Raw genomic sequence first — 17,683 nt, 5'->3', positions numbered from 1 at the left:
TACACGTTTCAATCGTTGTTGAGGACGGCAGCAGCCTGTGGATGCAGGCTGTAGCTCTTGTCCGCATTGAAGGTGATCACACCTTCGGCGCACAAACGCTTGAGCACTTCGCGTACGCTGAGGAAGGACAGCGGAATATCCAGATCCAGCAATTGGCTGTGGACACCGCGTACCCCCAGGCGACGGTCGCTTTGCGCCGCCAGCAGCAGCGCGTCGATGACTTTCAGGCGAATCAGGCTGGTGCGCAGACCGAAACTCTTCAGCAACAGGCGAATGCGTTCGTTACCGTGACGTTCGCCGCGTTGCCCGAAATCGCTCGCGTGTGGGCTCATGGAAGCTCCTTGGGGGGCCTGGCTACCGTCCATTGGTAGGTGCGAGTTGTACATGCGATTACTCCTTTTCAGAGCCTGATCGGGAAAGGGTTTTCTTGCTCTCTCTAAACAAGACGTTTGAGCACGACAAATCATGAAAGAAAAAATGTAGAAAATTTGTCGCCGATTTGTCTTCTCTCCGTGATTGCGAGACAAATCTTCGTGAGTCGCGGTAAATCTTTTTCCCTGATCTTCGTTACCTGTGGAGTCTCCCTGCGCACGGATGCGTTGCGCCCTCAGGTTTTGATATTCGATCAGGAGTTACAGTGACCATTCTTTCCAGACGATTGACCGGACTGGCCTTCGCCGGTGTGTTTCTTGGATTCAGCGTGTCGGCCTATGCCTTCAGCCCGAGTTCATCGGCCGAGACCGGTACCGAAATCCGTCGTACCGGTTTTGGCGTACCGCATATCCGCGCCCAGGATGAGCGAGGCCTGGGCTTTGGCATCGGGTATGCCTATGCACAGGACAATCTCTGCCTGTTGGCCAACGAGATCGTCACGGTCAACGGCCTGCGTTCGCGCTATTTCGGCCCGGACCAGGTGACTGTCGAAGCACGCCCGAACCGCGTCAGCGACGTCTTCTTCACTTGGCTCAATCCCCCCGAAGCAGTCAACACCTTCTGGCAGGCGCAACCGGCCCAGGTGCGTGATCTGGTCGAAGGTTACGCTGCCGGCTATAACCACTATCTCGCCGAGCGACGTCAGCAAGGCCTGCCGCAGCAATGTCAGGGTGAGTGGGTGCGCGATATCACCTCGGCAGACCTGGTCAAGTTGACCCGTCGACTGTTGGTTGAAGGTGGTGTCGGACAGTTCGCCGAAGCCTTGGCGGGCGCGACACCGCCGCAGGCGACTGCGCAGCGTGTCCAGGATGCACAGGCCTTTCAGCTGGCTGATACACGTCAGCAGCGATTTGCCCTCGATCGTGGCAGCAATGCCCTGGCGGTGGGCAGCGAGCGTTCTTTCAACGGTCGCGGCATGCTGCTGGCCAACCCGCATTTTCCGTGGGTCGGCGCCATGCGTTTCTATCAGATGCATCTGACCATTCCCGGCAAGCTGGATGTCATGGGCGCAGCCTTGCCGGGCCTGCCAATGATCAATATCGGTTTTAACCAGCATCTGGCCTGGACCCACACGGTCGATTCCTCGAAGCACTTCACGCTGTATCGTCTGCAACTGGACCCGAAAGATCCGACGCGTTATCTGCTCGACGGCAAATCGTTGCCGATGAGCAAACAGACGGTGACTGTCCAGGTCAAGCAGGCCGATGGCCAGGTAGTGCCCGTAGCGCACGATATTTACAGCTCGCAGTTCGGCCCGGTTGTGCAATGGCCCGGCAAGCTCGACTGGAATAATCAATTCGCTTACAGCCTGCGCGATGCCAACCTCGACAATGACCGCGTGCTGACGCAGTGGTATGCGATGAACCAGGCTTCCTCGCTTGAGCAACTGCAGGACTCGGTGCACAAGATCCAGGGCATCCCGTGGGTCAATACCCTCGCTGTGGATGACAAGGGCCAGACGCTGTACATGAATCTGTCGGTGGTGCCCAACGTCAACGCCGAGAAACTGGCCAAGTGCAGCGACCCGCGCGCCGGGACGCAGATGATTCTGCTCGACGGTTCCAACAGCGCCTGCGCTTGGGACGTCGACCCGCAAGCTGCACAGAAGGGCATTTATGCGTCCAGCCAACTGCCGCAACTGTTGCGCAAGGATTTTATCCAGCACTCCAATGATTCCGCGTGGCTGGTCAACCCGGCACAGCCGCTCACCGGCTTCTCGCCACTGATCAGTCAGGACGGTCAACCGTTGGGCATGCGTTCGCGGTTTGCGCTGGATCGCCTGGGCAGCCTGAGTAAAAAAGGTCCGCTGGGAGTGAAGGACCTGCAGCAGATGGTCATGGACGATAAGGTGTATCTGGCGGCCCAGGTCGTACCGGATCTGCTGAAGTTCTGCGCCGCTGACCTTGGCGCCGATGCCAGGACTCTGAAACCGGTCTGCACCAGCCTGAAGGAATGGGACGGTCGCGCCAATCTGGACTCGGGTCTGGGTCTGGTGCATTTCCAGAACATCATGCAGGCAATGCAACATTCAGCGGATATCTGGCGCGTCGCTTTCGATCCGAAAGACGCGCAACACACCCCGCGCGGTCTCGCGGTCGAGCAGCCGGCCGTGGCACAGTCGCTGCGAGAGGCGATGCTGGCTTCGGTCGCAGCGACGAACAAGATGGGCCTCAAACCGCAAACCCGCTGGGGCGATATCCAGGTGGTCAGCAGTGGCGGGCAACAGACACCGATTCATGGCGGGCCGGGTCAGCTGGGGATCTACAACGCCATCCAGAGCGTGCCCCGCGAGGACGGCAAGCTTGAGGTGGTCAGCGGTACCAGCTACCTGCAAGTGGTGACGTTCGATGAAAAAGGGCCGCACGCGCAGGGCCTGCTGGCGTTTTCGCTGTCGAGCGATCCGGCATCGAAGTATTCGCGGGATCAGACCGAGGCCTTTTCGAAGAAACAATGGAGTGTGTTGCCCTTCACCGAGCAGCAGATCAAGGCCGATCCGCAGTATCAGGTGCAGACCATTCGCGAGACGCTGGACAAGGCGGGGAAAGTAGCCGCGCAGTGAACTGCTGCGTGACCTGAGAACAAACTGAAGGCCGCATCCCGCAAGGGGCGCGGCCTTCAGCTTTTTGGCGGTTGTTGTGGCATCGGGTTGATCACTGGGTTGCCTTCCTTGTTGCGCGTCAGGTAGACGGGCAAGACTTTGGGCAGGGAGTTGGCCAGGTTGTTCAACTCTTTGATGTTGTAGATGCCGCCCACTCTGATCGAACCTGTGCTGTTGTCGGCGAGCATCAACGGTCTGTCGAGGTAGCGGTTGATCAGGGGCAGGGCTTCATTGAGCGCCAGATTGTCCAGCACCAGTTTGCCGTTGCGCCACGCCAGCGAGGTATCGTTGGGATAGGTCTGGCTGATCTGCGGCATGTAGTCGCCCGGTTTGTAACGCGCCTGCATGGACGACCCCAGACGCAGGCCATCGCCTGGCAATGCGCGATTACTCGTCACCAGCACCGAACCTTCGATCAGGTTGACACGTACCTGGTCTTCATACAGCCATACGTTGAAGCGCGTACCGGTCACTCGAATATTGCCTTCGCCCGCTCGCACGACAAACGGGTGCGAGGCGTCGTGACTGACGTTGAAGAACACCTCGCCTTTTTTCAACGTGACTCGTCGTTCATCCTTGTAATTGCTGAAGGTCAAATCAGTGTTCAGATTCAACTCGATCTGACTGCCATCGCTCAGCGTGACCTGACGCACATTGTCGGTGGCACGCAGGTGCTCATAACTGTCGGGTACCCAGCCCAGATTCCATCCGGTGTAGGCCGCCAGCGGTAACGCGAGCGCGCAGACACCGGCCGCTATTGCGTACTGGCGCAACGAACGGGACGGTTGCTGAAGCGGCACGAGCGGCGCGGATTCCGGGCGTGGCAGATGTTCGGCGACGTCCCAGATTTCCAGCATGGCTTCATACTCGAACGCATGCAGCGGATGAGCATCGTGCCATTGTGTGAATGCGCGACGTTCTTCTTCCGTGCAATCCGCGGCGTGCAGACGCATGCACCAGTGCGCAGCGGCATCGGTGATCGCATCGTATTCGGCTTCCGAGAGAGTGTCTTGGGTCATTGACTCGTCCTGATTTCGCACATTCTAACCTTTGCGGGAAGTTGCCGAGAACATCGGTCATGGCATTTACCCATCAAAGTGGAACTTATTTTTCGCTCAGGCACCCAAAAAGCAGGACGCCAATGACTACTATCCACAAATGGAGTGAAAAAATGATCAAAAACGCGTTTGCTGCACTGATTGCCACTGCCAGTTTGCTGAGCGCCGGTGCTGCATTGGCTGACAGGCCCGGGGCTGGCTGGGTCACCATCGAGAAAGCCATCGCAATCGTGAAAACCAAGGCCAGGTATGTCGAGGTCTACGAAATTGAAGCCGACAACGACGGTTACTGGAAAGGTGAAGGGCGCAAGGCCGACGGCGTGGTTTACGAATTCCGCATCGACGGTGCATCGGGCAATGTGCTGCGCGATCAGAAAGACTGATTCCCAGGACCGCTGAAAAGGCGCAGGTCACGACCTGCGCCTTTTTTTTGCGTTTGTCAGGGCGTAACTGCCGGATCGAGTTGCCGGCCCATCTCGCAGATCAGACGCGCGATCGAGTCGGCGTTGTGCAGGATGACGTCGATACGTGCATTGGGCGAAAGCCGATCAAAAAACGCGTTGCGTGCGTCATCAATGGTTGGGCTGCCGGTGAGTGCGAGCAATTTTTTGCTCATGTTCTCAGCCGCAGGAAATTTGTCCAGATCGACGTACGAGCCGCGTTTCTTGCTCCAGCGCGCGAACAACTGATCTTTGGGCGTATTGAGCGACAGCGCCTTGTTCTGAAAATCTTCCAGTACATCCCTCATATCCCGGCCATAGGCGGTGAGCGTGTTGATCAGATCAGAAAACGGCCGGCGCGCTTCCACAAAGGCGAAATCCTCGGTGGCGGAGAATTGATGAGACAACTCGTGAATCAATGTCGCCGCCTGAGCGTGGCCATCGACATCGAAGGGTACAGTCAGGTTTCCTTTGTAAAAACCGAGTTTCTGATCGAAGAAATGCTCGGTGAAGTGCACCATTTTGCGCCGGTCATTGACCAGCACGAACGCGATGGCGGATGACATGGCGGTGTTGGAGCCCACCACGAACCGTTCGGTATCCATCAGGTCATCGCTGGGGTCGACCAAGGCATTACAGATCGGCACGATGGCCTTGTGAAGCTTGGCCAGTAACGCTTTGTCGATTTGATCAACGCCGAAAAACAACCTGAGAAAACCTTCCAGACGGGTGCCCGGAACATTGGCTTTCAGCTGGGCCAGATTGTGCAGGCTGTTGAAGGCATAGAAGCGCGCCATGTCGACCGCTTGCTGGATTTGCAAGGCTTTATCGGGATGGCGGCGGCGAATCTCGTTCATGCCAATGGCTTCGATTTCAAGCAAGGCTCGGCGGATGGGCTCCACGGCGTATCGCTGGTGCAGTTTCGATATCGCTTTGCCGTAGTGAACCGCGTAGCGGTCTGGCGCGAGCAAGAGCCGCGAGCCACTCAATCGTAATGACGGCCCGGGCTTCTCATCGCCGAAGATCTGCCAGACGGCGCCCGGTTGGTCGACCTGATGAACCTTGCCGGCAATGGCCGTGTAAAGGCGTTTATTGATCGGATTTTCGTAGGTGCCGTTCTTCGCGTCACGCTTGAGGTCTTCAAGCGCCACGGCCGACGTTTCAAAAGGCTGCAACTCGGTGCGCGAGGGTGAGGTCATCCTGATCTGTGACCAGCTTGGCGCGACCAGCGCGGGCGAGCTTTCGACCCCGCTGGCGTCTTCGTCGGTGACTCGAGTGATTGGCGGTGTTTCAGTCGCGGTTTGTGCCGTTCTCGGGGGCGTGGCTTGCGTCGCTGCCGATGCCTCTGCCGTCAGGCGCCCCAGGCTTATCATTTGCACCGCACCGGCGATAAATGACTGCAATGCTTGCGTCCAATGATGATCCTGCAGATTTTCTGCCGAATCCTTGAAGTCCTTGTAGGCCTGCCACAGAAATGTCACGTACGAAAGTTTACCGGGCAGCAGACCCGAGATCAGACTGGTGCCTTTGCTGAACAGGTTTTTGGCTGCTTCCCAGTCGCTTTGAGCGCTGGCTGACGACTGGCCGTTCAGCAATTGCGGCAACAACTTGAGGTTGTCGCTGAAAAACCTTTGCAACAGGTTGCCGGTGATGGTGTTACCCGCAAGTGTCATTTCGCTGACCTCGCCAGCGCTTGACTGCAACAGCCCTCGAAATACCGATTGCTGTGCCGGCGGCAATCGACGAATCAGCAAGTCCTGAAAACTGCCTGGCGTATTGATGGCTGCGATCACACTCGCTTCGTCGGCAAACTCGCGAAATACGTCTTCTGCGTACGGGGCATACAGCACCAGCGGCCCCTGATGACCGCTGCCCGGGCCGATCATATACAGGCCCAGTGCTTCGACCGCAGTCGAGCCCGCGGTTTTGATCAGCGACAACGGATACACGATGGCGTGGGCGCCTTCGACCGTCTTGCGTGCGATGCCATCCGGGATGTCCAGCACTTGGCATACGTAGTCGAATGCGCTGGCAGACAATTGTTGTTGCAGTTTCAAACCATGAGCGTGCTGCAGCAGTTGCCAGGGCAGCTGTCGCAAGAAGCGCTGCTTGCGCTGCGTGGCCTCGGCATCGTCCGCAGAGAGGGCCGCGGTGATTTTTTGTGCAAATGTCGTCGGGATCTCCAGTGACAACAGCAGTTGTCTGACCGTCGCCGGATCCAGATTGGCCGGTAGCGGGGTAGTGGTCCTGGAGGCGACTTTGAAACCGGTGCCCTGAGCGATATTGATATGGTTGAGCGCAAACTCGGGCAGCGCGCGGGCAGGACCGGCCAGGGCGAGGTCAGGAATGATCTGGATGTCATTCGGATCGACCCGGCTGCCTGCAAATCGAGTGTCAAGCAGCGCCTTCAACCTCTGATGTACGTAGTCGGCCAGTGTAGGCAAACCGCTGAGATAGTCCTTATGGTCGACAACGCTGCGACGCCATTGCTCAAGCAGTTCGAGGTGCAACTGTTGCTCCTCCACCGGCGCCATGCCCAGCCAGGCAGGAAGTGACTGTTGTTGGTCGATAGCGTTGGCCAGATGAATAGTGCGCAGCAGATTGGTATCGATGGTCGTTTTTGTCAGGCAAGCAAGCGCCGAGGTCAATCCGGCCCGGCCTTTGAATCGCGCACGAACTTCTTCACAACGTGCAATGAAGTGTTCAATGCCGGACTGCACGCGGTTCTCCAGAACACTGTCTTCGATCAAGCGCAAGGTGCCCAGCGTGTATTGCCGATGGTACTGGCGCTCTTGAGGCAAAAGATTTTCCAGCAATGACAGGCGTCCAATCCTGTCTTCGAGCCGTTGACCCAGTGCCAACCGGGCAGCGCGAATGCTCTCGAAGGCTTCCAGGCCCAGTGCCGGAGTCCAGACCATCACTCTGCCCGAGTGCAAGTCGTCGAGGCCGCCGCGTTCGGTCAGCAAGAAGCAGTGGGCCAGCGACAAAGGCGCTTTCGCCTCAGGGGTTTTCAGCGTGAGTGACCAGGCATCGGGTCGAAAGCCGTTAAGTGAGTGCCGATTGTCGCGTCTGGTGTGATCGGGGTTGATCACGGTGTCGACGATCATCTGCTCGGCAGATTTCAGCGAGCCACTGAGCACTCGCAATGCCGCTTCTGCGGTCACGCCGAGAAAGAGTGAGTGGGCCAACCGTGATTTCATGTTTTCCAGATAGTGGCGTTGCTCTTCGATGTGAGTAACAGGCTGAACTTTGAAGGAACTGGCGATCAAGGGCTCGATGTCCTGGCAGGTTTTCGCCACCGCGGCGGCTTTCTGCGCGCGAACCTGCGATGGCTGTTGAACACCGGTCAGCACCGGCCGCGTTGACCAGCGGGCCGCGGTTTCCATTTCCAGCAACCGCTGATGAAGCATGGCGCGGATATCCAGGGCTTTGTCGAACAGGGCATGGATATCCACGCTGCCATCGCTGTGACGGGACACCTGCAAAGCGTATTCGATGTTCTGCCGCTGCTTGGTGATAATGGCCTCGAACAACACGTTGAAGATCTCGCCGCCGACGCTTTCTCCAGTGACATGAGGCCGGTCAAAGCCGATAAAGCGTTGGCGTTCTTCAAGGTTCAACAACCCGTACAGTTCGTCCTCGTGCCCGGCCGCATGGAACTTGCTCAATACGGTGTCCTTCAGATCCTGGTAATCCTTGAGTACCTGCAGACCCATGGTCGGCGTGTACAGGAAGGCGTTGGCGTGACTGATCATCAATGAACCTGCAAGCTCGACATAGTTGGGTTCGTACTCCCACAGACGCACGTTTTCGATGGTCGGGCGACGGGTCGGATAGGCTGCCGGACGAATCATCTGATGCAGGGTGGCAAACTGGCTGGCGTCGATGATGTTGGTTTCGCGCTTGATCATCAGTTCGGCACGGGCCTGTTCCTCAAGCGCCTCACCAAAGAATTTGCGCCTTGGCGCCCCCGTGGCAGAAGGCGCGTCCCAATAGCGCTCCATCTCGCGAAACAGCAGGACCCGCAATTTGTTTGCGGCCTGTTTGACGGCATCTTCCCAAACGCCCTGATCGTTATCGAACGGAGCACGCTGGGAATTGGCAAATTCATGCAACTGGCCCGCTGGCCAATCCTGGTTGCGGTAATACATCAGCACCGCTTCACTCAGGCTCACTGAATCGTGCCAGTGTCTGGCCGACCTGGCCGCCGCCACGGGGGCGCTGCCGTCAACGGGCGCATGGGTATAGAAGTTGACGCGAGTCAGCGCCTGATTGATGTTGGGTAAACGGACGCGCAACAGATCATCGAGGATTTTTTCCACCAGGGGTGTGAGCGCCGGCAGCCGCTTCAACTCATCAAGCATGGCCACGGCGTTTACTTGCTGGGCCGCGAGAATGTGGTTTTTCTGGCTTTCGAAGATGTCGTCTCTGATCGTTTCATACGTCAGCGTGCGGTGCGTCTGCTCGCTGACTTTGCGGCGTTGAGCGAGCGAAAGAAACGCCAGCAGCGGGTCCTCTTCCTCGGCCACCTGCAGGCGTTTCTCAAGCAGTGTCTTCAGGATCGCAAGGCTTTCGTATTTTTTGATGCCGTCGTACGGCGTGTACAGGATCGCACCTTTGTCGTCTGGGGTTTCGCTGAGGATAAAACTGCCGGCCAGCGGTATGGGCTTTGCCGCGCCGACTTCGATGTAAATGCTTTGCGCGAGCATCGGTGGAGATTGTTGATTACGTAGCGCGTGAGTGCTCAGCTTTACATGAGCCAGCCAGTCGAAGTCCTTGCTGTTGAGGCTGTGGATTTTGCCCAGTTCTTTCCAGAGACCGGGGAAGTTCAGGGTATCGGGGAACAGGAGCGGGGCAGCGGGCTCAGGCATTTCGAGTCTCGGTAATAGCGCGATGGGCGCCAGAAATGAGGCTCAAGGCTAGGCGCAAGGGATGGCGCTCAGGTGGTAGATAGTTATCGCTCGCAGTTTTTTGCAGTCGGCCAAGGGTTGACAGAGAGCAGGGGTGACGTGGTTAATCGCTGGGCAATTTGTTCGTACGCTGGTGTTCCCTCCAATAATTACTCTGGAGCTTCAGATGTCTGCGCCACACGATCATGTCTCTGCCGCCGCTTCGTCGGTGTTATCACTTGAAGCATTGACGCAACTGCTTGAAACGATTTTTTTGCGCCACGGCACCTCTGTCGATGTCGCTCGGGTGTTGGCCGCCAACTGCGCCGGAGCTGAGCGAGATGGCGCGCACAGTCACGGAGTGTTCCGTATCCCCGGTTACGTCTCGACTCTGAAAAGTGGTTGGGTCAACGGCCACGCCGTGCCGCAAGTCGAAGATGTCGCCAGTGGATTTGTGCGGGTGGACGCCGGCAACGGGTTTGCTCAGCCTGCACTGGCGGCTGCACGGTCGTTGCTGGTGGAAAAGGCCCGTGACGCCGGGATCGCCGTCTTGGCGATTCGCAACTCCCATCATTTCGCTGCGCTGTGGCCGGATGTCGAGCCGTTTGCCGATGAGGGGCTGGTGGCGCTCAGTGTGGTCAACAGCATGACCTGCGTGGTGCCACACGGCGCCGACCGGCCATTGTTCGGCACCAATCCGATTGCCTTTGCTGCGCCGCGGGCCGGTGCCGCGCCGATTGTCTTCGATTTGGCCACCAGCGCCATTGCCCATGGCGATGTGCAGATCGCCGCGCGCAAGGGCGAACGGCTAGCGGCCGGAATGGGCGTAGACAGCCTTGGGCAGCCGACCCAGGATCCGCAAGCGATTCTCGAAGGCGGTGCGTTGTTGCCGTTCGGTGGCCATAAAGGTTCGGCGTTGTCGATGATGGTCGAGTTGTTGGCGGCAGCGCTGACGGGGGGCAATTTTTCATTCGAGTTCGACTGGTCCAATCATCCCGGGGCGAAAACGCCATGGACCGGACAGTTGTTGATCGTCATCGACCCGAGCAAGGCTGCCGGGCAGAGTTTTGCCGAACGCAGTGGCGAACTGGTGCGGCAGATGCACGGCGTTGGGCTCAAGCGGTTGCCGGGTGATCGTCGGCATTGGCAGCGCAGCAAATCGTTGGCTGAAGGTATTGTGCTGGATGCGCAGACGTTGGCGCAGTTGCGTGAGTTGGCGGGGGAGATCGAAAGGCCCTCACCCTAGCCCTCTCCCGGAGGGAGAGGGGACTGACCGAGGTGAATGGGAGATGTGCGCCGACGTGAGAGATCGAGCTGAACTCGGGTTTTGAAAGCCCAGAACTGGTTCAAAACCGGCAAAAAAATGCAGGCATAAAAAAGGCGAACCCCGCGGGTTCGCCTTTTTTGTGTGCGTTTGACTCAGCGACGGCCGAGCAGCAAACCGACCACCAGACCGAAACCGGCGGAGATCGCCACGGTCTGCCATGGATGACCGCCGATGTAGCTTTCGGTGGCATCGACCGCCGGTTTGGTGCGATCACGTACGCTCGAGACCGAGTCCAGCGCCTGCTGCAGTTTCAGGGCGATTTGTCCGCGCAGCGTTTCCGCTTCTTCGCCGACCAGTGAGGCGCTGCTCTTGAGCAGTTTGTCCGACTCTTGAATCAGAGCCTGAAGTTCGCTGAAGGCCTGATCCTTGATTTGATCTTCGGCGGCTTGCACGGCGGATTTGCGGGCCATTAGGTGACTCCTTGCAGTTGAATGGACAGTGATCAATGGAGTGTGGCGCTGAGTAAAAAGTTGCACTGAATTTAGGTCAGAAACAAAAACCTGCGCGGGAGATTTCCGTCGAGCGTGTAAGATGTCGCCATTTTACGCAGCAGGATAATTCCCCATGAGTTTCAATCTGGCCGACAAATCCCTCGCAGAGCGCGCTGCGCTGGAAGACGAGAAATCCCGTCTGTTCGAACTCTGGCAGAACAATCTGGGCAAAGCCAAAGGCGAAGCCGCGCGTCTGTTCGGTGAGCGCGGCAAGCGCAAGGGCAAGTGGGCCGAGTGGGTCCGCGCCGAACTGGACGGCATGTCGCCGCCGGAGTTCGCCAACATGGTGCGCAGTGAAGTCAATCGCCTGATGGCCGCCAACAAGTAACACCTCAGGTGAACGTCGCGGCAATCGCCTCGCGCACTTTGACCACCACCGGATCGATCTGCGTGCTGGTGCGCCAGCCCAGTTCGATCGGGTAACGCGGCAATTTCAGTGGACAGGGCAGCAGCGCCAGACCGCTGAGCGCGGCGATACTTTCGGCAGCATGCGTCGGAATTGTCGCCACCGCGCGACTGCCCTTGAGCAGGTACGGCAGTGCGGCGAAATGCGTGGTCGACGCGCACACCCGGCGACTCAGGCCCAACGCCGCCAAGCCCTCATCGGTGATTCCGATAAAACCGCCGGACGACACCAGAATGTGCTCGCGGGCGACGAACTCCTGAAGATCGATCTGCTGCTGGCCGGGCGCCAGGCTCGCTGGATCGACCAGACACGCATAGCCACCTTCGCCCAATACCTGACGACTGAGCAACCGTTCGGCAAAACCACCGGCGGTGATCGCCAGGTCGATGCTGCGATCCATCAAGGCGCGAGCAACGATCTGGCTGTGGGTCTGGCGAAAGATCAGGCGCAACTTCGGTGCGCTGTGGGCAATTTCCTCGATCAGCCGGCGACCGTAGGCAATCTCGAAGTCGTCCGAGAGCCCTACGGTAACCGAGCGACCCTCGTATTGATTGGCTGCCGGGTCGACCATTGCCAGGCTTTGCCGACACTTGTTCAGCGCTTCACTGACCACCGGTTTCAATTGATTGGCCTTGAGTGTCGGTGCCAACCCGCGCCCGGTACGCACGAACAATTGATCGCCGTAGACATCGCGCAACCGTCGCAGCGCCGCACTGACCGCCGATTGCGTGACGCCCAGACGCAGCGCTGCACGGCTGGCGCTGGATTCTTCATGCAGGGCTTCGAGGACTTTCAGCAGGTTGAGGTCGATGGTGGTGATATTCATTTGGCTCATATCATTCAGCAGTGGACGGGGCTTTATTCATGATCGCGTGGCGCCGCAGAATCGGCAACCACTGAACCTGATGGAGTTACCGCGATGGCCAAATCAATCGTTGCTGCGCTGCAAATCGGCGCCTTGCCCGAAGGCAAAGACGCGACTCTGGAACAGATTCTCAGTTGGGAAGGCGCGATCATCGAATCCGGCGCGGCGCTGGTGGTGATGCCGGAAGCACTGCTGGGCGGTTATCCGAAAGGCGAGGGTTTCGGTACGCAACTGGGTTATCGCCTGCCAGAAGGGCGCGAAGCCTATGCCCGATACTTCGCCAACGCGATCGATGTGCCGGGCGCGGAAACGGAAGCGCTGGCGGCAATGTCGGCGCGAACCGGGGCAAACCTGGTAATCGGTGTGATCGAACGCGGTGGCAGCACGTTGTATTGCACGGCGCTGTATTTCGACCCGCAGGGCGGGCTTGTCGGCAAACACCGCAAACTGATGCCGACCGGCACCGAACGGCTGATCTGGGGCAAGGGCGACGGATCGACCTTGCCGGTGTTTGACACCCAGGTCGGCAAGCTCGGCGCGGTGGTGTGCTGGGAAAACATGATGCCGCTGCTGCGCACGGCGATGTACGCCAAGGGCATTGAAGTCTGGTGCGCGCCGACCGTCGATGAGCGCGAGATGTGGCAGGTCAGCATGCGTCATATCGCCCATGAGGGCCGTTGCTTTGTGGTCAGTGCGTGTCAGGTGCAGGCTTCGCCTCAGGCGTTGGGCGTTGAAGTCGCCAATTGGCCGGCGGATCGGCCGTTGATTGCCGGTGGCAGCGTGATTGTCGGGCCGATGGGGGATGTGCTGGCGGGGCCGTTGCGCGGGGAGGCGGGGTTGCTCACGGCTGAGATCGACACCGATGAGCTGGTGCGGGCGCGCTATGACTATGATGTGGTTGGCCACTATGCGCGGCCGGATGTGTTTGAGCTGTCGGTCGATGAACGCGCCAAACCCGGGGTGCGCTTCAACACATGACTCCAGCCTTATAGAGAACCTGTGGGAGCGAGCCTGCTCGCGAAAGCGGAGTGTCAGTCAACGAAAATATTGAGTGTGACGACGCATTCGCGAGCAGGCTCGCTCCCACAGGGGGGCCTCACAAGGCTACGTTTTTTGGCGTTGCAGCCATTCTTCACGAGTGATTTCCCACAGCTCCCGAGGGAAACGCCCACCGACAAAATCTCCTTCATCTGTCCGGATCAAGCGCATCCCCGCACGCTCCGAGAGCTTGCGCGAGCCGATGTTCGGCGCAGCTTTCGGTACGCGCATCACCGGGCGTTGCAGAACGTTGAACCAGTAATCGGTCACCACTGCGCAGGCTTCCGTCATCAATCCCTGACCTTGCCACGCCGGCGCCAGCCAGAATCCACGGTGGTTATCCGTCTGATCCATCAGGCTGATCTTGCCGATCAATTGCTCCGGTGCCGATTTCAGGCGAATCGTCCAGGCCCATTCCTTGCCCGCCGCGACCGCCGGCAAGGCAATGTCGCGCAGATAGGCGAGGGCAGCGTCCTCCGGATACGGCCATGGCACGGCCGCGTTCAGATAACGCACCACGTCCCAATGCGGAAATTCGCGCTGCACGGCTTCGGCATCGGCCAGTTGCAATGAGCGCAGGATCAGTCGTTCGGTGTACAGCGTCGGCATGTCTTCCATAAACCTGCAGCCTCCATAAGTGTCTTTAAGGAACAAGGCAGGCTAGCGCATTTTTACCAGGTAGCGGCAGTGGCCTTGGGCAGGCTGAGCTTGCCGCTGTCGACAAAGCGCATGGTGCCGAACAAGCCACCGGCAAGTTTGCCGCGCAGCACGTAAGGCAGGTTGTCGAGGGTTTGCGTCTGGCTCAGGCCCAGTGTCTGACGCAGGACCGAGAACGCCGAGATGCTCACAGGGACCGTGACGATGCTTTCGGAAAAGCGTGGGATCGAGCCGCTTTGATCGCTGACACCGGAGGCCAGTGAATGGCCGTTGACCTCCAGATCCAAGGCGATGCCGTTGTAGTCGATGGCCGTTTCATTAGGATTTTGCACGCGAATCTTGATGGCGAAACGCACTTCCAGATCCTGGCTTGGCAACGGTTCGAGGCCGACCACGTTGATGTTCACCGGGTCTCGGTTGGGGAACAGCGCACAGGCGCTGAGGGACAGCAGAAGCAGTGACAGAATGACGGCTTGGACGCGGCGCATAAACGGTCTCTCAACAAAAAAGGGCTGAACCGTTGCCGGCTCAGCCCTTTCTGTTAAAGGCCAGACGTCAGCGGTTCAACTGTGCGACAGCCGCCGCTGGGGCAGGTTCACCTTTGGCCGGCATGTCCGGGTTTTCCATGACCTGAAGAATAGATGCTTCCGGATCGAAATCGTCTTCTTCCAGCTCGATGAATTCTTCCGGCAGAAAGATGTTCAGCACGATAGCGCACAACGCGCCGACGGTGATCGGCGATTCGAAGATGTTGCGCAGCGCTTGCGGCAGCTCACGCAATACTTCCGGCACCGCCGCGATGCCCAGGCCCATGCCCAGCGAAATTGCCACGATGAGCATGTTGCGTCGGTGCAGGCCGGCCTCGGCGAGGATCTTGATCCCGGCCACCGCCACAGTGCCGAACATCACCAGTTCAGCGCCGCCAAGCACCGGTTTCGGCATCAGTTGCAGCACCGCGCCAATCATCGGAAACAGCCCCAGCAGCACCAGCAAACCGGCAATGAAGAAAGCCACGTAACGGCTGGCGACGCCGGTCAGCTGAATCACGCCGTTGTTCTGCGCGAAGGTCACCATCGGCATGCTGTTGAACACCGCCGCCATCGCCGAGTTGAGACCGTCGGCGAGCAGGCCGGATTTGATCCGGCGGATGTACAGCGGGCCTTTGACCGGCTGCCGGGAAATCATCGAGTTGGCCGTCAAGTCACCCGCAGCCTCCAGCGGCGACACGAGGAAAATCACCGCCACCGGCACGAACGCCACCCAGTCGAAGTTGAAGCCGTACTTGAACGGCACCGGCACGCTGACCAGTGGCACTTCAGGCATGGAGGCGAAATCCACGGTGCCCATCAGCCATGCGACCAAGTAACCGAGGGTCAGACCGATGACGATCGCGCCCAGGCGCAGGAACGGTACGTCGACGCGATTCAGCACAACGATGGTGCCGATCACCAGCGCTGCGAGGAAGATGTGGCTAGCCGCACCCAGATCAGGCGCGCCGAAACCGCCGGCGATGTCAGTCATTGCCACTTTGATCAGCGACAGGCCCATCAGCGTGATGATCGTACCGGTGACCACCGGGGTGATCAGCATGCGCAGCTTGCCGATGAACTGGCTCAGCACCACCTCGATGAACGCAGCGAAAAAGCACACGCCGAAGATCGTCGAGAGGATTTCATCGGTGCCGCCACCGCGCGCCTTGACCATGAACCCGGCACTGAGAATCACGCTGATAAAGGAAAAACTGGTGCCTTGCAGGCACAACAATCCCGAACCGACCGGGCCAAAGCGCTTGGCCTGAACGAAAGTACCGAGGCCGGAAACGAACAGCGCCATGCTGATCAGGTAGGGGATTTCGCTTTGCAGACCGAGGGCGCCGCCCATGATCAACGTGGGAGTAATGATGCCGACGAAACTGGCCAACACGTGTTGCAGCGCGGCAAACACGGTGGCGGTCAGGTGCGGGCGGTCGTTGAGGCCGTAGATCAGGTCGTTGTTGCGCGGGGCTTTTTCAGAGGCGGTCATGGTGTTTTGCGCGCCGCGAGGCGGGGCCGGGTCAGAAAATGGAGGCGCAGGATGCCGGAAGAGGGCGGCGAGGGCAACGAGCAATAACTGCCTGAAAGGTCAGGTTTTATTGGCCGCCATCGGCAAAAGCCTTGTAGGAGCTGTCGAGTGAAACGAGGCTGCGATCTTTTGATCTTGAAAAGCAGAATCAAAAGATCGCAGCCTGCGGCAGCTCCTACAGGGAGTTGAAGGCACCTGGTAAATCCCTATGGGAGCGAGCCGGGTCAGGCCACCGGGATGATCGGCAGGTCCAACGTCTGCGGGCCGGTAAAGCGAGGTGTGGCACTGGCAATCGTCTCGTGCGGAACACCGGCCGGCACGCTGCTGCTGTCTTCCAGCCGAGCCATTTGCTGTTCGCTCAGTTGCACCTCGAGCGCGCCGAGGGTGGCATCCAGTTGTTCGCGGGTACGTGAGCCGAGGATCGGAATCAGCGCGGTCGTCGAGCGGCGGGCTTTTTCGCGAAGCCAGGCGATGGCGACGTGGGTTGGGCTGGCGCCGATTTCTGCAGCTACGGCCAGCAACGTATCGAGCAGGGCGGTTTCGCGGGCGCTTTTTTCCGCGTGCACCAGCATGCCGAGTTTGCTCGCACGGTTGTTGTCATCGCCGCCGCGATACTTGCCAGTGAGGAAACCACCGGCCAGTGGCGACCACAGCGTCGCCGCCAGCCCCAGCGCTTCGGCCATCGGCAGCAATTCGCGCTCGGCAGTGCGCTCGGCGAGGCTGTACTCGACCTGAATCGCTGCAATCGGCGCGAAGCCGCGCAGTTCCGCCAGTACGTCGGCGCGGGAAATGCGCCAAGCCGGGAAGTTGGATAGGCCGGCATAGTGAATCTTGCCGGCCCGCACCAGGTCATCGAAACCGCGGAGGATTTCTTCCATGGGGGTCACGCCATCGGTGACATGGGCCCAGAACAGATCAATGTGATCGGTGTTCAGGCGTTTGAGACTTTCCTCCGCCGCGCGAACCATGTTTTTCCGGCTGTTGCCGGTGTGGGAAATACCGTCGGCCGGGGTTGTGCCCATGCTGTACTTGGTGGCGATCACCAGCCGATCACGTTCTGGCGCAATGAATTCGCTGAGCATCGACTCCGATTGCCCGCCCTGATAACCATTGGCGGTATCAATGAAATTGCCGCCAGCATCGAGAAACCCATCAAAGATCCGCTTGGCTTCATCACGTTCGGCACCGTGACCCCAACCGGTGCCAAAATTGCCGGCGCCCAACGCCAGTTCAGAAACACGCAGACCGGTCTTGCGGCCAAAAACCTTGTAATGCATGGCAACGCCCTCGATGGAAATTCGCTTGATATAAAAAATTACGATCGAAATATTACGCCAATATGATGTCGGTAATATTGGCTGTCAAGACGCTTGCCGCTCAACGGTCAGGTCTGTCATTACAGTCGTTCGGCTCCTGCCAT

The 17,683-nt window shown here is 58.9% G+C and carries 14 protein-coding genes; 5 read left to right on the top strand and 9 right to left on the bottom strand.

All coding sequences use genetic code 11. The features are described 5' to 3' along the window. Positions 1-8 precede the first annotated feature (8 nt). Complete coding sequence (locus HU718_RS16040; RefSeq protein WP_150729287.1) at positions 9-386, bottom strand: fe2+ zn2+ uptake regulation protein; 378 nt, start codon at positions 384-386, stop codon at positions 9-11. A gap of 251 nt (positions 387-637) precedes the next feature. Here HU718_RS16040 and pvdQ point away from each other — a divergent pair, with 251 nt between their 5' ends. After that, complete coding sequence (pvdQ, locus tag HU718_RS16035) at positions 638-2,992, top strand: bifunctional acylase PvdQ (protein ID WP_225936799.1); 2,355 nt, start codon at positions 638-640, stop codon at positions 2,990-2,992. Between the two features lie 56 nt (positions 2,993-3,048). Here pvdQ and HU718_RS16030 read toward each other — a convergent pair whose 3' ends face one another. Next, on the bottom strand, positions 3,049-4,050 hold the full coding sequence (locus HU718_RS16030) for a FecR family protein (protein ID WP_186615471.1): 1,002 nt from the start codon (positions 4,048-4,050) through the stop codon (positions 3,049-3,051). 152 nt (positions 4,051-4,202) lie between these two features. On the opposite strand from HU718_RS16030, the gene HU718_RS16025 reads away from it, so the two are divergent. Further along, complete coding sequence (locus HU718_RS16025; protein WP_186615470.1) at positions 4,203-4,472, top strand: PepSY domain-containing protein; 270 nt, start codon at positions 4,203-4,205, stop codon at positions 4,470-4,472. Between the two features lie 56 nt (positions 4,473-4,528). On the opposite strand, the gene HU718_RS16020 is transcribed toward HU718_RS16025, so the two are convergent. Further along, the gene (locus HU718_RS16020) at positions 4,529-9,400 is read right to left on the bottom strand and encodes a dermonecrotic toxin domain-containing protein (RefSeq protein WP_186615468.1); all 4,872 of its coding nucleotides are present in this window, start codon (positions 9,398-9,400) and stop codon (positions 4,529-4,531) included. Positions 9,401-9,605: 205 nt separating this feature from the next. On the opposite strand from HU718_RS16020, the gene HU718_RS16015 reads away from it, so the two are divergent. Then, entirely contained in the window at positions 9,606-10,664 is a 1,059-nt protein-coding gene (locus HU718_RS16015; RefSeq protein ID WP_186615465.1) for an Ldh family oxidoreductase, read from the top strand. 173 nt (positions 10,665-10,837) lie between these two features. Here the strand turns inward: HU718_RS16015 and HU718_RS16010 are convergent, their stop codons facing one another. Next, positions 10,838-11,155: an ElaB/YgaM/YqjD family protein gene (locus HU718_RS16010; protein ID WP_007917413.1), complete on the bottom strand. Its 318-nt coding sequence runs from the start codon at positions 11,153-11,155 to the stop codon at positions 10,838-10,840. A gap of 154 nt (positions 11,156-11,309) precedes the next feature. Between HU718_RS16010 and HU718_RS16005 the strand changes: the two genes are divergently transcribed. Next, positions 11,310-11,564 carry a hypothetical protein gene (locus tag HU718_RS16005; RefSeq protein ID WP_007917411.1) on the top strand — a complete coding sequence of 85 codons (255 nt, stop codon included), beginning with the start codon at positions 11,310-11,312 and terminating at the stop codon, positions 11,562-11,564. Between the two features lie 4 nt (positions 11,565-11,568). Here HU718_RS16005 and HU718_RS16000 read toward each other — a convergent pair whose 3' ends face one another. Further along, entirely contained in the window at positions 11,569-12,477 is a 909-nt protein-coding gene (locus HU718_RS16000; RefSeq protein ID WP_186615463.1) for a LysR family transcriptional regulator, read from the bottom strand. Between the two features lie 84 nt (positions 12,478-12,561). Between HU718_RS16000 and HU718_RS15995 the strand changes: the two genes are divergently transcribed. Then, complete coding sequence (locus HU718_RS15995; RefSeq protein WP_186615460.1) at positions 12,562-13,485, top strand: carbon-nitrogen hydrolase family protein; 924 nt, start codon at positions 12,562-12,564, stop codon at positions 13,483-13,485. 126 nt (positions 13,486-13,611) lie between these two features. On the opposite strand, the gene HU718_RS15990 is transcribed toward HU718_RS15995, so the two are convergent. From HU718_RS15990 to HU718_RS15975, 4 genes are all read right to left on the bottom strand, one after another. After that, entirely contained in the window at positions 13,612-14,163 is a 552-nt protein-coding gene (locus HU718_RS15990; protein WP_186615458.1) for a GNAT family N-acetyltransferase, read from the bottom strand. 53 nt (positions 14,164-14,216) lie between these two features. Further along, positions 14,217-14,690 (bottom strand): LEA/WHy family protein, encoded by a 474-nt coding sequence (locus HU718_RS15985; protein WP_186615456.1) that lies wholly within the window; start codon positions 14,688-14,690, stop codon positions 14,217-14,219. Positions 14,691-14,757: 67 nt separating this feature from the next. After that, on the bottom strand, positions 14,758-16,224 hold the full coding sequence (locus HU718_RS15980) for a nucleobase:cation symporter-2 family protein (RefSeq protein ID WP_186615454.1): 1,467 nt from the start codon (positions 16,222-16,224) through the stop codon (positions 14,758-14,760). Positions 16,225-16,487: 263 nt separating this feature from the next. Then, entirely contained in the window at positions 16,488-17,540 is a 1,053-nt protein-coding gene (locus HU718_RS15975) for an aldo/keto reductase (protein WP_186615452.1), read from the bottom strand. Positions 17,541-17,683 lie beyond the last annotated feature (143 nt).

The organism is Pseudomonas tensinigenes (assembly GCF_014268445.2).
Taxonomy (GTDB): domain Bacteria; phylum Pseudomonadota; class Gammaproteobacteria; order Pseudomonadales; family Pseudomonadaceae; genus Aquipseudomonas; species Aquipseudomonas tensinigenes.
Note: the sequence above shows the minus strand (reverse complement) of the source record. Positions and strands in the feature narration are given on the sequence as shown.